The 13,346-nt window shown below is 67.4% G+C and carries 11 protein-coding genes; 9 read left to right on the forward strand and 2 right to left on the reverse strand.

Features of this window, described 5'->3' with window-relative positions:
* Positions 1–114: 114 nt before the first annotated feature.
* Entirely contained in the window at positions 115–465 is a 351-nt protein-coding gene (locus tag EIP75_RS01330; protein WP_125241400.1) for a hypothetical protein, read from the reverse strand.
* A gap of 77 nt (positions 466–542) precedes the next feature.
* Between EIP75_RS01330 and EIP75_RS01335 the strand changes: the two genes are divergently transcribed.
* Positions 543–1,559: an LLM class flavin-dependent oxidoreductase gene (locus tag EIP75_RS01335; protein WP_125241401.1), complete on the forward strand. Its 1,017-nt coding sequence runs from the start codon at positions 543–545 to the stop codon at positions 1,557–1,559.
* A gap of 20 nt (positions 1,560–1,579) precedes the next feature.
* Here the strand turns inward: EIP75_RS01335 and EIP75_RS01340 are convergent, their stop codons facing one another.
* Positions 1,580–2,554 (reverse strand): alpha/beta hydrolase, encoded by a 975-nt coding sequence (locus tag EIP75_RS01340; RefSeq protein ID WP_125241402.1) that lies wholly within the window; start codon positions 2,552–2,554, stop codon positions 1,580–1,582.
* Between the two features lie 280 nt (positions 2,555–2,834).
* Between EIP75_RS01340 and EIP75_RS01345 the strand changes: the two genes are divergently transcribed.
* The 8 genes from EIP75_RS01345 (at position 2,835) to mraY (ending at position 13,337) form a co-directional block, all read left to right on the forward strand.
* The gene (locus EIP75_RS01345) at positions 2,835–4,934 is read left to right on the forward strand and encodes a TonB-dependent receptor (protein WP_233584622.1); all 2,100 of its coding nucleotides are present in this window, start codon (positions 2,835–2,837) and stop codon (positions 4,932–4,934) included.
* Positions 4,935–5,449: 515 nt separating this feature from the next.
* Positions 5,450–5,881: a division/cell wall cluster transcriptional repressor MraZ gene (gene mraZ / locus EIP75_RS01350; RefSeq protein WP_125241591.1), complete on the forward strand. Its 432-nt coding sequence runs from the start codon at positions 5,450–5,452 to the stop codon at positions 5,879–5,881.
* Between the two features lie 4 nt (positions 5,882–5,885).
* On the forward strand, positions 5,886–6,905 hold the full coding sequence (rsmH, locus tag EIP75_RS01355; RefSeq protein WP_125241404.1) for a 16S rRNA (cytosine(1402)-N(4))-methyltransferase RsmH: 1,020 nt from the start codon (positions 5,886–5,888) through the stop codon (positions 6,903–6,905).
* The gene (ftsL, locus tag EIP75_RS01360; RefSeq protein WP_158622705.1) at positions 6,902–7,222 is read left to right on the forward strand and encodes a cell division protein FtsL; all 321 of its coding nucleotides are present in this window, start codon (positions 6,902–6,904) and stop codon (positions 7,220–7,222) included. Before rsmH ends, ftsL begins: the two co-directional genes overlap by 4 nt.
* Before the next feature lie 86 nt (positions 7,223–7,308).
* Positions 7,309–9,153, forward strand: a complete 1,845-nt coding sequence (locus EIP75_RS01365; protein WP_125241592.1) for a peptidoglycan D,D-transpeptidase FtsI family protein — start codon at positions 7,309–7,311, stop codon at positions 9,151–9,153.
* Complete coding sequence (locus tag EIP75_RS01370; RefSeq protein ID WP_125241406.1) at positions 9,153–10,697, forward strand: UDP-N-acetylmuramoyl-L-alanyl-D-glutamate--2,6-diaminopimelate ligase; 1,545 nt, start codon at positions 9,153–9,155, stop codon at positions 10,695–10,697. Before EIP75_RS01365 ends, EIP75_RS01370 begins: the two co-directional genes overlap by 1 nt.
* Positions 10,694–12,169, forward strand: coding sequence for a UDP-N-acetylmuramoyl-tripeptide--D-alanyl-D-alanine ligase (locus tag EIP75_RS01375; RefSeq protein ID WP_233584623.1), 1,476 nt, complete (start codon positions 10,694–10,696; stop codon positions 12,167–12,169). Before EIP75_RS01370 ends, EIP75_RS01375 begins: the two co-directional genes overlap by 4 nt.
* Positions 12,159–13,337: a phospho-N-acetylmuramoyl-pentapeptide-transferase gene (gene mraY / locus EIP75_RS01380; protein ID WP_125241407.1), complete on the forward strand. Its 1,179-nt coding sequence runs from the start codon at positions 12,159–12,161 to the stop codon at positions 13,335–13,337. Before EIP75_RS01375 ends, mraY begins: the two co-directional genes overlap by 11 nt.
* Positions 13,338–13,346 lie beyond the last annotated feature (9 nt).

Genomic DNA, 13,346 nt, shown 5'->3' on the forward strand with positions numbered 1-13,346 from the left:
CTCCGGTCAGACGAGCTGCTGTTTTTTGGATTTGAGCGCCCACGCCCGCCTCGACGCAGCCGCGCCGGCGGCGCGCGTCAAGGTCATCGGGCGAAGGGGTGTGCGGCGCATCGGTCAGTGAGGCTTGCGCGGCTTGTTGAACGACTTGGGCGTGTAGACGTTGCCCTTGCGCTCGACGCCATCGCGGGCGCGCCGGATGGCCTCTTGGGCGGCTTGTTCGGCCGAGCGGCGGTGCTTGCGACTGTTCACCAGGCCCAGCACGCGCCGGCGCAGGCCGTGCCACAAGCCCAGGGCGCTGCGGTCCAGCCGCTGGCGGCGCCGTGCACCCACGAGCAGGCGCACCAGCAGCAGGAGGCAGATGGCGGCAATGGTCCCAGCCAGGAACTTGTCGAACGCGAACATGCCGCCATCGTAGCGCGTGGCGGGCGATTGTGCCGGCGCGGAGATGCGGACGGGGCCGCTCATGTGTGCAACTGTGTCGCCAACGGGGCTTTGCCTGCACTCGCCAGCCAGCAGGCGCCGCCTTGTCTACAGTGCGCGGCATGTCGTCCGCTGTTCCTCTCTCCGTCCTCGACCTGTCGCCCATCGCCCTGGGCAGCACCGCCTCGCAGGCCCTTCAACACACGCTGGAACTGGCCCGCCAGGCCGAGCGCTGCGGCTTTGACCGGTTCTGGCTGGCCGAGCACCACAACATGCCGGGCATCGCGAGCGCGGCCACCTCGGTGGTGATCGGGCATGTGGCCGGTGGCACGGCCCGCATCCGCGTGGGGGCGGGCGGCATCATGCTGCCCAACCACTCACCGCTGACCATCGCCGAACAGTTCGGCACGCTGGAGTCGCTTTACCCGGGCCGGATCGATCTGGGCCTGGGCCGCGCGCCCGGCGCCGACCAGCTCACGGCCCGCGCGATGCGGCGCGATCCGGTGGCCGCGGCCGAGCGCTTTCCTGATGACGTGCAGGAGCTGCAACGCTTTTTCGAGCCCGATGCGCCGGGCCAGCGCCTGCGCGCCTACCCGGGCAGTGGCCTGCGTGTGCCGCTGTGGATCCTGGGCTCCAGCCTGTACGGCGCGCAACTGGCGGCGGCGCTGGGCCTGCCCTACGCGTTCGCTTCGCATTTCGCGCCGGAACAGCTGGATCCGGCCATCGAGATCTACCGGCACCGGTTCCAGCCTTCGGCAGCGCATGCCACATCCCGGCTGATGCTGACCGTGAACGTGGTCGTGGCCGACACCGATGAGCAGGCCCGCCATGCCTTCACCTCGGTGCAGCAGTCGTTCCTGAACCTGCGGCGTGGCCTGCCCGGCCAGGTGCCGCCACCTGTCGACACGATGGATGGGCGCTGGACCCCGGAAGAAAAAGCCGGTGTGGACCGCGCCTTGCGCCACGCCTTCGTGGGCTCGCCGGCCACTGTGCTGCAGGGGCTGCGCCGTTTCCTGGACACCTACCGGCCCGACGAGCTGATGGTGACGGCCCACCTGCACGACCAGAAGGCGCGCCTGCGTTCGCTGGAGTTGTTGTCGGGCATGCAATCGGCGCTGAGCTTGTCGCCGGCCGTCTGATCGCTGCGGTGCGCTGCGGGTCAGCGTGCCGGTTTCAGCGCCTGGGCCAGGCGCTCGTCCAGCGAGCGCAGGAAATCTTCCACCGCCTCGGTGTAGGCGCCGGGCTTGCCCAGTTCATTGTTGATCTCGGCGTGACTGCGGTCCTGCGGCAGCACCGTCACGCGCATGCCCAGCGCTTTGGCCTTGTCGGCAAAGCCTTGGGCCTGCGGGCAGGAATCGTCGCGGCGGCTGGAGCACACGGCCAGCAGCGGTGCCTGGGCCTGCTTGAGCTGGTGCAGTGGCGAGCTGGCCGCCCAGAAGTCAGGGTCCTGCCCGAAGGCGCGGTCGTACAGCCTGGCATGCCGGGCCTTCATGATGGCGGGCACATCGAAAGCCGCGCTGTCGAGTGATACCGTGCCCAGCCAGGGTTTGGCACCCTGCTCGTCGCGGGCCAGGTCGGGGTTGGCCGCCAGCAGCGACACCAGGTGGGCACCGGCCGAATGGCCCATCAGCACAAATCGACCGGCATCGCCACCCCATGAGGCGGCATGTTGCTGCGCAAAGGCCAGCGCGCGGGCCACGTCACGCGCCTGCTCCAGTGGGTCGGCCTTGGGCAGCATGCGGTAGTTCACCGAGATGAACAGCAGGCCTCTGGGCAACCAGAGAGCCGCCTTGTGGCGCACGACCTGCGACGAGGCCTTGTCGCCAATGGCCCAGGCCCCGCCGTGGACCATGAAGATCGCTGGAGCACCTCGCACGGCTGTCGTCGGAACATAGACATCCAGCGTCTGCGACGGGTCACTTCCATAGGCCACATCCTTGTGGGCCGGGCTCTGGGCAGCGGTGAGCGCGTTTTGCCGGGCTTCCCGTCGCTCGGCCATGCGGTCCGTGATCGGGCCGCCATGGGCGGCAAAGGGCGATGCACCCAGCAAAGGGGTGAGCAGCAGCAACGTCCTGATCAGCCGCGGAAGGCTCGGTGGCCTGGCGAGGATGGCGGGCGGGGCATGATGATCCATGCAATCCATTGTGGTGCCTGCGCCGCTCTTCCGGCCCGTGAAATCGACCGCCCGCGGTGCGGGACAGTCCGGGCGACGGGGAGGAGAAGTGTTGTGTGAAAGATATGAATCGCCGCGCGGGCGTCCTTTTTTGTAAATGAGAGTCAGTATCATTTGTGATCTCGGCGGCTGGTTTTATGGCTGTTCCCGACTCACTTTTGAAGACATCATGCAAACATTTCCCCGCTCCTTCCACTCTACGGGCCCTTCCTGTTTTCCCCTGACACGGCTGAATGCGCTGTTGGGTGCGAGTTTCGCTTTCGCGGCGTTTGGCGCAGTAGCACAGACCGCGACTCAGACCAAGCAGCTGCAGGACGTCAAGGTCACGGCGCAGGCGGACGCAGCCATCGGGGGCTTGCAGAAGACCTACTCCGGCGGCCAGCTGGCGCGCGGCGGTGACCTGGGCATCCTGGGCCGGACCGACCTGCTGGATGTGCCTTTCAGCACCACCAACTACACCTCGGAGCTGATCGAAAATCAGCAAGGCCTGACCGTTTCGGATGTCGTGATGAACGACGCGTCTGTCCGGACTCTTCAGGCTCGGGGTGGTTACGGTGATGACTACCAGATCCGCGGTTTCTCGATCAACGCCCGTGACGTTGCCGTCAACGGTTTGATCGGCCTGTCGCCCAACACCCGCATGCCTCTGGAAATGATCGAGCGCATCGAAGTGCTCAAGGGCCCAGGCTCGTTCACGAATGGTGTGGGCCCCAGCGGCAGCATCGGCGGCGGCATCAACGTGGTGACCAAGCGCGGGACGGACGTGCCTCTCACCCGGCTGACCGCCACTTACATGGGGCAGGAACAAATCGGCATGCATCTGGATGTCGGCCGCCGCTTCGGGGAAGACAACGAGTGGGGCGTGCGCGTCAACGGCCTGTGGCGCAACGGCGAAGGCAACGTGGATGATGGCCGCCAGCGTGTGAGCCTGGGCTCCGTGGGGGTGGACTACGCCGGCAAGCGCCTTCGCTGGTCGGCCGACCTGCTGTACGTGGATGGCACGACCAGGGAATTCCGCCCGCAGAGCGCCTTCCTGGCCGGCATCACGCAACTGCCTGCGGTACCTGACAACCGCCAGAGCTTCTACCCCGGGGCGAACTTGACCGACCGGACCAAGATGGCGATGACGCGCGTGGACTACGACGTCAACGACAGCACGACCGTGTACGGCGGCATCGGCTACACCGACAACACCAGCGACCAGAGCTTCCCGACCGCGGTGCAGCGCATCAACTCCGCTGGCAACTTCACCGTCCGCAACGGCTACTACGACGAATACAACCAGACCACCTCTGCCGATGCAGGGGTGCGCACGCGCTTCAAGACCGGCGACATTGGGCACACGGTGGTGCTGGCCGTGAACCAGTTGCAGCGTGAAACCGGCTATTTCTACCAGTTGACCCCGGCGGGCAGCCCGGCTTCCTCCAACATCTACAACCCCTCGCCGCTGCCGACCATCACCTTTGCTCGCGGCACGCCAGCCAAGACCGCTGAACTCGAGCTGTCCAGCCTGGCATTGGTCGACACGATCTCGCTGCTGAGCGACAGCGTGCTGGTGTCGCTGGGTGCCCGCAACCAGACGGTCAACCAGAAGAGCGTGAACGGCTCCACCGCATACGACGAAAGCGCCATCACGCCGCTCGTCGGCCTGGTGTTCAAGCCGATGAACAACGTTTCCGTGTACGGCAACTACACCGCAGGCCTGCAGGCAGGCGGCATCGCCGGCGCCTCCACGGCCAACCGCGGCCAGGTGTTCGCACCGCAGAAGTCGAAGCAGTACGAAGTGGGCGTCAAGGCCGACTGGGGCCGTGTGCTGACGCAGGTCGCGCTGTACCAGATCACCCGCCCGACCTCGATGACCGACCCCGTCACCAACATCTACAGCTTCGGTGGCGAGCAGCGCAACCGCGGCCTGGAGCTGACGGCCTATGGTGAAGTGCAGCGCGGTCTCCGTCTGATGGCCAGTGCCTCCTTCAATGAGGCCAAGCTCACCAAGACGCAGGGTGGTACGAACCAGGGCAATGATGCGCCGGGCGTGCCGGACAGCACCTTCAACTTCGGTCTCGACTGGGACACCCCCTGGGTGCAGGGCCTGAGCCTCAACGGCCGCGTAATCAACACCTCGTCGATGTGGTACGACGCGGCCAACAGGTTGCGCATGCCGTCCTGGACGCGGATGGACGTTGGTGCCCGCTACAAGACCTCGTGGGACAGCAGGGCCGTCGTGCTGCGTGCCAACCTCGAGAATGTCACCGACAAGGATTACTGGGTGACCGCCACCGGTTACGCCACCGTCGGGGCGCCACGCACGCTGATGCTCTCGGCCGCGATCGACTTCTGAGCGCAGGAAGCGGTCCTGAACGAGCCTCGGGAGAGGCCTCGTTCTCGTGACTGCGTAGGATTGCTGCGCCTGGGATCGATCAGGCGCAGCAGGCCAGAACATCTGGTAGAGGGGCATGTGCTTGCCGCCGTGCCTCCCTGACGTGCGTCGGTTGACGCTGCTTCAAACGCCTGCGTTGGGGTGGCTGTGGTCAGACGGCCAAGCGCTCAAGCGTCCCGCTTATCCCGTGGCGGCCGGCCTGCGCCTTCGGGTGAACCTCCCCGTTTAGCTTCCATTCCCAGAAAGCGCCTCAGAGCCCTGTCCGGGATCCCCCCAATGGGGGCATCCTTCTCAACATTCACTTGCACACCAGATTGCAAGTGCTTCATTTTGAACAACTTTTTCTTTGTGGGCACGTTTGAAAGTGCGTGTAAGTCTTTGATTTCATTCAGATTTTTTTGTCTTTTCCACTTGTTTCGGGGGTGCCCATGGTTTAAAGTGTTGGAAAGTGCACTTTAGTGGAGTTTTGTGTGAGCTTGGTCTTTCAAGGGGCATCAGCGTTGGCGCTGGACGCGAAGGGGCGGATGGCCGTCCCTGCGCGCCATCGTGACGCCCTGCAAGCCCTGTGCGAAGGCCAGATCACCATCACCAAGCACCCGGAGGGTTGCCTGATGGTCTTCCCCCGTCCCGCCTGGGAAACCTTCCGTGACAAGGTTGCCGCGCTGCCCATGTCGGCTGCGGGCTGGAAGCGCGTCTTCATGGGCAATGCCCAGGATGTCGAGATAGACGGCGCCTCGCGCGTGCTGATCTCTCCTGAGCTGCGCACCGCCGCCGGCCTGGGCAAGGACGTCATGCTGCTGGGCATGGGCAGCCACTTCGAGCTGTGGGATGCCGAGCGCTATGCCGCTCACGAGGCCCAGGTCATGGCGCAGCCCATGCCTGAAGCCCTCCAGGACTTCACCTTCTAGCCGCATGCAAGGGGAGCACACACCTTGGCAGCACACCACCGTCTTGCTGCACGAGGCCGCCGGGGCGTTGTGGGATGCCGAGGCCGGTCCGGTGCCTGGCGGCGTCTATGTGGACGCCACCTTCGGGCGGGGCGGGCACTCGCGCCTGATCCTGTCGCAGTTGCCGGCCGATGCCACCCTGCTGGCGCTGGACCGCGACCCGGACGCCATCGTCCACGCCACACAGGGCCCGCAGGCGATCACGGATCCACGCTTTCGCATCGAGCACGCAGCCTTCTCGTCGTGGGCCGATGTGGTCTCGCAACTGGGCCTGGCGCCGGTGCAGGGTCTGCTGATGGACATCGGCGTGTCCTCGCCGCAGATCGACAACCCGCAGCGCGGGTTCAGCTTCCGCTTCGATGCGCCGCTGGACATGCGCATGGACACCACCCAGGGGGAGAGCGCGGCCGACTACCTGGCCCGCGCCACCGTCGATGAACTCAGCCACGTCATCCACACATATGGCGAAGAACGGTTTGCTCGGCCGATTGCAAAGGCGCTTGTGGCTCGCCGCGAATCCGGACAGCCTGTGCGGACCACGGGCGAGCTGTCCAACGTCGTGGCTGGTGCGGTCAAGACCCGGGAGGCCGGGCAAAACCCAGCCACCCGCACCTTTCAGGCCCTTCGGATTCACGTCAACGGCGAGCTCGACGAGCTTCAAGCCGCTCTGGAGGCATCCTTGAGCGCGCTGGCGCCGGGTGGCCGCCTGGCCGTGATCAGCTTCCACTCGCTGGAAGACCGCATCGTCAAGACCTTCATCGCCACCCACAGCCGTGAGGTGGTCGATCGCCGCGTGCCCTTCGCCGAGCCCAAGCCGCTGCCGCTGCGGGCCATTGCCCGCATCAAGCCATCCGAAGCTGAGATCGCCGCCAACCCGCGCGCCCGCTCGGCGGTGCTGCGCGTGGCCGAGCGCACCGATGTGCCCTGGGTGCCCCCGCGTGCCGACGACGCGCCGCGCGGCAAGCGCAAGGGAGGCCGCCGGTGATCACGCGCCTGAACATCGCCCTGGCCATCGTGCTGCTGCTCAGCTGCTTCTGGCTGATCCGCTCCAGCAACGAGGCCCGCGGCCTGTTCATGCAGCTCGAGCGCGCCCAGGTGCGCGAGCAGGAGCTGCAGGTCGATTTCGAGCGCCTGAAGATCGAGCGCCGCACCGCCGCCACGCCGCTGGTGGTCGAAGACATGGTGCGCCAGAAGCTGCGCATGTTCAACGCCACGCCGGGTGTCACGCACTACGTGAGTGATTCGGCCGCGGCGGCTGCCTCTGGGGCTGCGCCTGCCGCTGCCACGGGAGGTGTCCGGTGAGCGGCTGGTCCGACATGTTCAAGAAGAACGGCCAGGGCGGCGCCAAGTCCAATGGCCGTGGCTCGCGCAAGCAGGGCGGCACCGCCATGCCCGCGGTGCGCTATGCCACCAGTCCGCTGCTGGCCTCCAAGACGCCGCCGTGGCGCATCAAGTTCCTCACGGGTGCCATTGGCCTGGCCTTCGCGGTGCTGATCGGCCGCGCCGCGTGGATCCAGATCATCCACACCGAGTTCTACCAGCAGCAGGGCGCCAACCGCTACGAGCGCCGCATCGAGCTGCCCGCCAGCCGTGGCCGCATCCTCGACCGCAATGGCGAGTTGCTGGCCTCCAGCGTGCCTGCGCCGTCGCTGTGGGCCATCCCCAAGGACATGGACGCTTCCCCGCAGGAGCTGCGCAAGCTGGCGCGCCTGCTGGACATGAGCGCGCCCGAGCTCAAGAAGCGCCTGGCCGGCAGCAACAACTTCGTGTGGCTGCGCCGCCAGGTGGATGAGGGCGTGGCCCAGCAGGTGGCCGCGCTCAAGATGAAGGGCGTGCACGAGATCAAGGAATCGCGCCGCCAATACCCGGAAGGCGAGGCTGCCGCGCACGTGGTGGGCTTCACCAACGTCGAGGACAAGGGCCAGGAAGGCATCGAGCTGGCCTATGACCGCGATCTGTCCGGCCGCGACGGCCAGCGCCATGTCATCAAGGACCGCCTGGGCCGCGTTGTCGAGAACGTGGGTGACCTGGTGCCCGCCGCCGACGGCCGCGAGATCCGCCTGTCCATCGACGCCAAGATCCAGGCCAACGCCTACCAGCGCATCCGCGATGCCGTGGCAGAGAACAAGGCCAAGGCCGGCAGCGTGGTTGTGATCGACACGCTCACCGGCGAGGTGCTGGCGCTGGCCAACTTCCCCAGCTACTCGCCTGGCAACCGCCGCAACCTGACCGGCGCACAGCTGCGCAACCGCGCACTCACCGACACCTTCGAGCCGGGCTCCACCATGAAGCCCTTCGTGGTGTCCTGGGCGCTGGAAACCGGCCGCGTCAAGCCCGACACCCCGATCCAGACCGCGCCGGGCCGCCTCACCATCGCCGGCTCCACCATCAGCGATTCGCATCCGCACGGCGTGCTCACCGTGTCCGAGGTGATCCAGAAGTCCAGCAACGTGGGCACGGTCAAGATGGCGATGGAGATGCAGCCGCGCGAGATGTGGGAGCTCTACACCTCGGTGGGCATGGGCCAGAAGCCGCAGATCGGCTTCCCCGGGGCGGTCACGGGGCGCCTGCGTCCCTACAAGAGCTGGCGCCCGATCGAGCAGGCCACGATGAGCTACGGCTATGGCCTGTCGGCCAGCCTGTTCCAGCTGGCGCATGCCTACACCGTGTTCGCGCGCGACGGCGAGCTGATCCCGGTGACGCTCATGAAGCGCGACACCCCGGCCAAGGACGAGCCTTCGGTGCACACGTCCAATGGCATGGGCAACGCAGGCGGCATGGGCTGGTCGCAAGCCGTGGCCGCACGCTCGGCCGAGCTCTCTGGCGGCCTGGTGCCCACCAAGGGCACGCGCGTGCTCTCGCCTGAAACCGCGCGCGAGATGCGCGAGATGCTGCGCATGGCCGCGGGCAATGGCGGCACCTCGCCACTGGCGCAGACCGTGGGCTACAGCGTGGGCGGCAAGAGCGGCACGGCGCACAAGCAGGAAGGCAAGGGCTACGCCAGCAACAAGTACCGATCGTGGTTCGTGGGCATTGCGCCCATCGGCAAGCCCCGCATCGTGGTGGCGGTGATGGTGGACGAGCCCGCCAATGGCAAGTACTTTGGCGGTGCGGTCGCCGGGCCTGTGTTCAGCCAGATCGTGCAGAACACCCTGCCTCGTCTGGGCGTCGTGCCCGATCTGGACGTGCAGACGCACATCGTCGCCCAGCCGGCCGTGGAGGAGAGCTTCTGATGAGCGCCCTGACCACCCCGTTGAACGACGTGTCCTCGATCCTGGCCTGGCTGGCCGCGCAAGGCGTGCGCCAGTTGACGGTCGACAGCCGCGAGATCGCCCCTCGCGTGGCCCAAGGCCAGGCGCCAGGCTTCATCGCCTGGCCGGGCGCGGCCCGTGATGGCCGGGCTTTCGTGCCCCAGGCCCTGCAAGAAGGCGCGCGTGCCTGCCTGGTCGAGGCCGAGGGCGCCGACGCCTTCGCGTTCACCGATGCCCGCGTCGCGGCGGTGCCCGGCCTCAAGGCCCGCCTGGCCGAGATCGCCCACGCCTTCTACGATCACCCCAGCGAACGGCTCGATGTGGTGGCCGTGACCGGCACCAACGGCAAGACCTCGACCTCTTGGTGGACAGCGCAGGCGCTCAGCGCGCTGGGCCGCCCCTGCGGCGTGATCGGCACGCTGGGCGTCGGCCAGCCCGGCTCGGGCGATTTCGTCTCCACAGGTCTGACCACGCCCGATCCCGTCACGTTGCACGCCACCTTCCGCCACTTCGTGGATGAAGGTTTGGTGGCCGCGGCCATCGAGGCCTCGTCCATCGGCATCGAAGAGCGCCGCCTGGACGCCACGCGCATCCGTGTCGCGCAGTTCACCAACTTCACGCAGGACCACCTGGATTACCACCAGACCATGGACGCCTACTGGCGCGCCAAGCAGGCCCTGTTCGAATGGGATGGCCTGCAGGCTGCCGTGGTCAATGTGGACGATCCGCAGGGCGACGAGCTGGTGCCGCTGTGCCGCCAGCGCGGGCTGCAGCTGTGGACCACCGCCGTGCGCGAGCCGGCCCGCTTGTCCGCCCAGGACGTGGTCACCCAGGCCGATGGCCTGCGCGCCCGCATCGTCGAGCGTGATGAATCGCTGGCCCGCGTGCTGGACCAGGCCGATCTGCAGGCCTCGCTGGTGGGTGATTTCAACGTGTCCAACCTGCTGGCCGTGATTGGTGCCCTGCGCGCCCTCGGCGTGACGCTGGCCGATGCCGTGAACGCCTGCGCCGGCCTGAGCGCCGTGCCTGGCCGCATGCAGCAGGTGCAGCTGCCCGACACCGATGCGCTGGCCTTGCCGCTGGCCGTGGTCGACTACGCCCACACCCCTGATGCCTTGCTCAAGGCCCTGACGGCCCTGCGTCCGCTGGCCAGTGCACGCGGCGGCCGCCTGTGGTGCGTGTTCGGCTGCGGTGGCAACCGTGATCCGATCAAGCGCCCGCTGATGGGCGCCATGGCCGACCAGTACGCCGACGAGATCGTGCTCACCAGCGACAACCCCCGCAACGAGGCGCCCGGCTACATCCTGTGCCAGATCCTGGCCGGCGTGGTGCGCAGCGAGCCTGTGGCCGTGATCGAGAACCGCCGCGAAGCCATCGTCCACGCCATCACCCGTGCCGACCCGCGCGATGTGGTGCTGATCGCTGGCAAGGGCCACGAGACCACGCAGGACGTGGCCGGCGCCAAGACACCGTTCTCCGATGTGGACGAATCGCTGAGCGCCCTGCGCGCACGGAGGGCTGCATGACAGGCACCCCGGTGATGATGATGACCCTGGGCCTGGCCCACCAGTTGCTGCCCGGCTCGGTGCTGGTGGGCGATCCGGCCACGCCGATCGCCCGCGTGCACAGCGACACCCGCAGCCTGCAGGCCGGTGACCTGTTCGTGGCCTTGCGCGGCGAGCGCTTCGATGCGCACGATTTCCTGCCCCAGGCCGCGCAATCGGGCGCCGCCGCCGTGCTGGTGCAGCGCGGCATCGACACGTCGGGGCTGCCCGGCCTGGTCGTGCCCGATACGCGTGCGGCCCTGGGCTGGCTGGCCTCCGGCTGGCGCGCCCGATTCGACATCCCCCTGGTGGCGGTGACCGGCAGCAACGGCAAGACCACCGTCACGCAGATGGTGGCCAGCATCCTGCGCGCCTGGACCACGCTGGAGGGCCGCCCCGACGGCGCCTTGGCCACGCAAGGCAACTTCAACAACGACATCGGCGTGCCGCTGACCCTGCTGCGCCTGCGCGAAGACCAGCACCAGTGCGCCGTCGTCGAGCTGGGCATGAACCACCCCGGCGAGATCGAACAGCTGGCCGCCTTGGCCGCGCCCACCGTGGCGCTGGTCAACAACGCACAGCGCGAGCACCAGGAGTTCATGCACACGGTCGAGGCCGTGGCGCGCGAGAACGGCAGCGTGCTGGCCTCGCTGCCGCGTGACGGCATCGCCGTGTTCCCCGCTGACGATGCCGAGCACACGCCGATCTGGCGCGAGCTCTCCACCGGCCGCCGCGTGATCGATTTCGCATTGCAGGGCGATGCGGCCGTGACCTGCGCCAGCACCTGGGTCGACGCGCCCACCGATGGCCAGGGACCGCACTGGCTGATCCAGCTGTCCACGCCGGCTGGCGCTGCCGAGGTGCGGCTGCACATGGCCGGTGAGCACAACGTGCGCAATGCCTTGGCCTCCACCGCAGCGGCGCTGGCCGCGGGTGCCCCGCTGCAGGCCGTCGCTCAGGGCCTGTCCGGCTTCGTGCCCGTCAAGGGCCGCTCGGCGTTGCGCAGCATCCAGCGTGCAGGTCGCACCGTCACCTTGATCGACGACAGCTACAACGCCAACCCCGACTCTGTGCGCGCCGCCATCGACATGCTGGCCGCGCTGCCCGGACCGCACTGGCTGGTGCTGGGTGACATGGGCGAGGTCGGCAACCAGGGGCCCGCCTTCCACGAAGAAGTCGGCACCCATGCCCGCGCCAAGGGCATCGAACACCTGTGGACGGCCGGCCTGCTGTGCCGCCATGCCGCACAGGCCTACGGTGCGGGTGCACGTCATTTCGAATCGGCCGCCGACATCGTGGCGGCCTTGCAGGCATCGACCCCTGCCCAGAACCACACCCCTCATAACGAACCAGGGGGCGTGCCGGACGCGGCCGCCATCTTGGTCAAAGGATCGCGCTTCATGAAGATGGAAACCGTCGTCGCCAGCCTGGCCGGAGGTGAGCATGCTGCTTAGCCTGGCCCTGTGGCTGCAGGACATGAACCCCGAATGGGGCTTCCTGCGCGTCTTCCAGTACCTGACCTTCCGCTCGGTGATGGCGGCCATGACCGCGCTGCTGATCGGCCTGGCCCTGGGCCCCTGGCTGATCCGCCGGCTCACCGAACTCAAGATCGGCCAGCCCATCCGTGAATACGGCATCCAGGATCACCTGTCCAAGCGCGGCACGCCCACCATGGGCGGCGCCCTGATCCTGCTGGCCATCGGCCTGTCGACCCTGCTGTGGTTCGACTGGGGCAACCGCTTCGTGTGGATCGTGATGATCGTGACCACGGGCTTCGGCGCCGTGGGCTGGGCCGATGACTGGCGCAAGGTGGTGCACAAGAACCCGGAGGGCATGCCCTCGCGCGAGAAGTACTTCTGGCAGTCGGTCATCGGCCTGGTGGCCGCCATCTACCTGGCCTTCAGCGTGTCCGAGACCGACAACCTGCGCGTGATCGAGCTGTTCTTCCGCTGGGTGGCTTCGGGCTTCTCGAATGACCTGCCGCCCAAGGCCGACCTGATCGTGCCCTTCTTCAAGACCATCAGCTACCCGCTGGGTGTCTGGGGCTTCATGGTGCTGACCTACGTCGTGATCGTGGGCACCAGCAACGCCGTGAACCTGACGGACGGCCTCGACGGCCTGGCCATCATGCCGGTCGTGATGGTGGGCTCGGCCCTGGGCATCTTCTGCTACGTGACCGGCAACGCCGTGTACGCCAAGTACCTGCTGCTGCCGCACATCCCGGGCGCGGGCGAGTTGATGGTGTTCTGCGCGGCGATGGCCGGCGCGGGGCTGGCCTTCCTGTGGTTCAACGCCTACCCGGCGCAGGTCTTCATGGGCGATGTGGGCGCGCTGGCGCTGGGCGGTGCCCTGGGCACCATCGCCGTCATCGTGCGCCAGGAGATCGTGCTGGCCGTGATGGGCGGTGTGTTCGTGCTCGAAGCCCTGTCCGTGATGATCCAGGTCAGCTACTTCAAGTACACCAAGAAGAAGTACGGCGAGGGCCGGCGCATCCTGCTGATGGCGCCGCTGCACCACCACTTCGAGAAATCCGGCTGGAAAGAGACGCAGGTCGTGGTCCGCTTCTGGATCATCACCATGCTGCTGTGCCTGGCCGGCTTGTCCACCCTGAAACTGCGTTGATCGCTGTCG

The sequence above is a fragment of the Aquabacterium soli genome, assembly GCF_003933735.1.
GTDB lineage: Bacteria > Pseudomonadota > Gammaproteobacteria > Burkholderiales > Burkholderiaceae_C > Aquabacterium > Aquabacterium soli.

What these genes read in the sequence shown, in the direction of transcription:
- EIP75_RS01375 (WP_233584623.1), top strand. Translation starts at nt 10,694, where the DNA reads ATGACAGGCACCCCGGTGATGATGATGACCCTGGGCCTGGCCCACCAG.
- EIP75_RS01330 (WP_125241400.1), bottom strand. Translation starts at nt 465, where the DNA reads ATGAGCGGCCCCGTCCGCATCTCCGCGCCGGCACAATCGCCCGCCACG.
- EIP75_RS01365 (WP_125241592.1), top strand. Translation starts at nt 7,309, where the DNA reads ATGCCCGCGGTGCGCTATGCCACCAGTCCGCTGCTGGCCTCCAAGACG.
- mraY (WP_125241407.1), top strand. Translation starts at nt 12,159, where the DNA reads ATGCTGCTTAGCCTGGCCCTGTGGCTGCAGGACATGAACCCCGAATGG.
- EIP75_RS01335 (WP_125241401.1), top strand. Translation starts at nt 543, where the DNA reads ATGTCGTCCGCTGTTCCTCTCTCCGTCCTCGACCTGTCGCCCATCGCC.
- EIP75_RS01370 (WP_125241406.1), top strand. Translation starts at nt 9,153, where the DNA reads ATGAGCGCCCTGACCACCCCGTTGAACGACGTGTCCTCGATCCTGGCC.
- EIP75_RS01340 (WP_125241402.1), bottom strand. Translation starts at nt 2,554, where the DNA reads ATGGATCATCATGCCCCGCCCGCCATCCTCGCCAGGCCACCGAGCCTT.
- rsmH (WP_125241404.1), top strand. Translation starts at nt 5,886, where the DNA reads ATGCAAGGGGAGCACACACCTTGGCAGCACACCACCGTCTTGCTGCAC.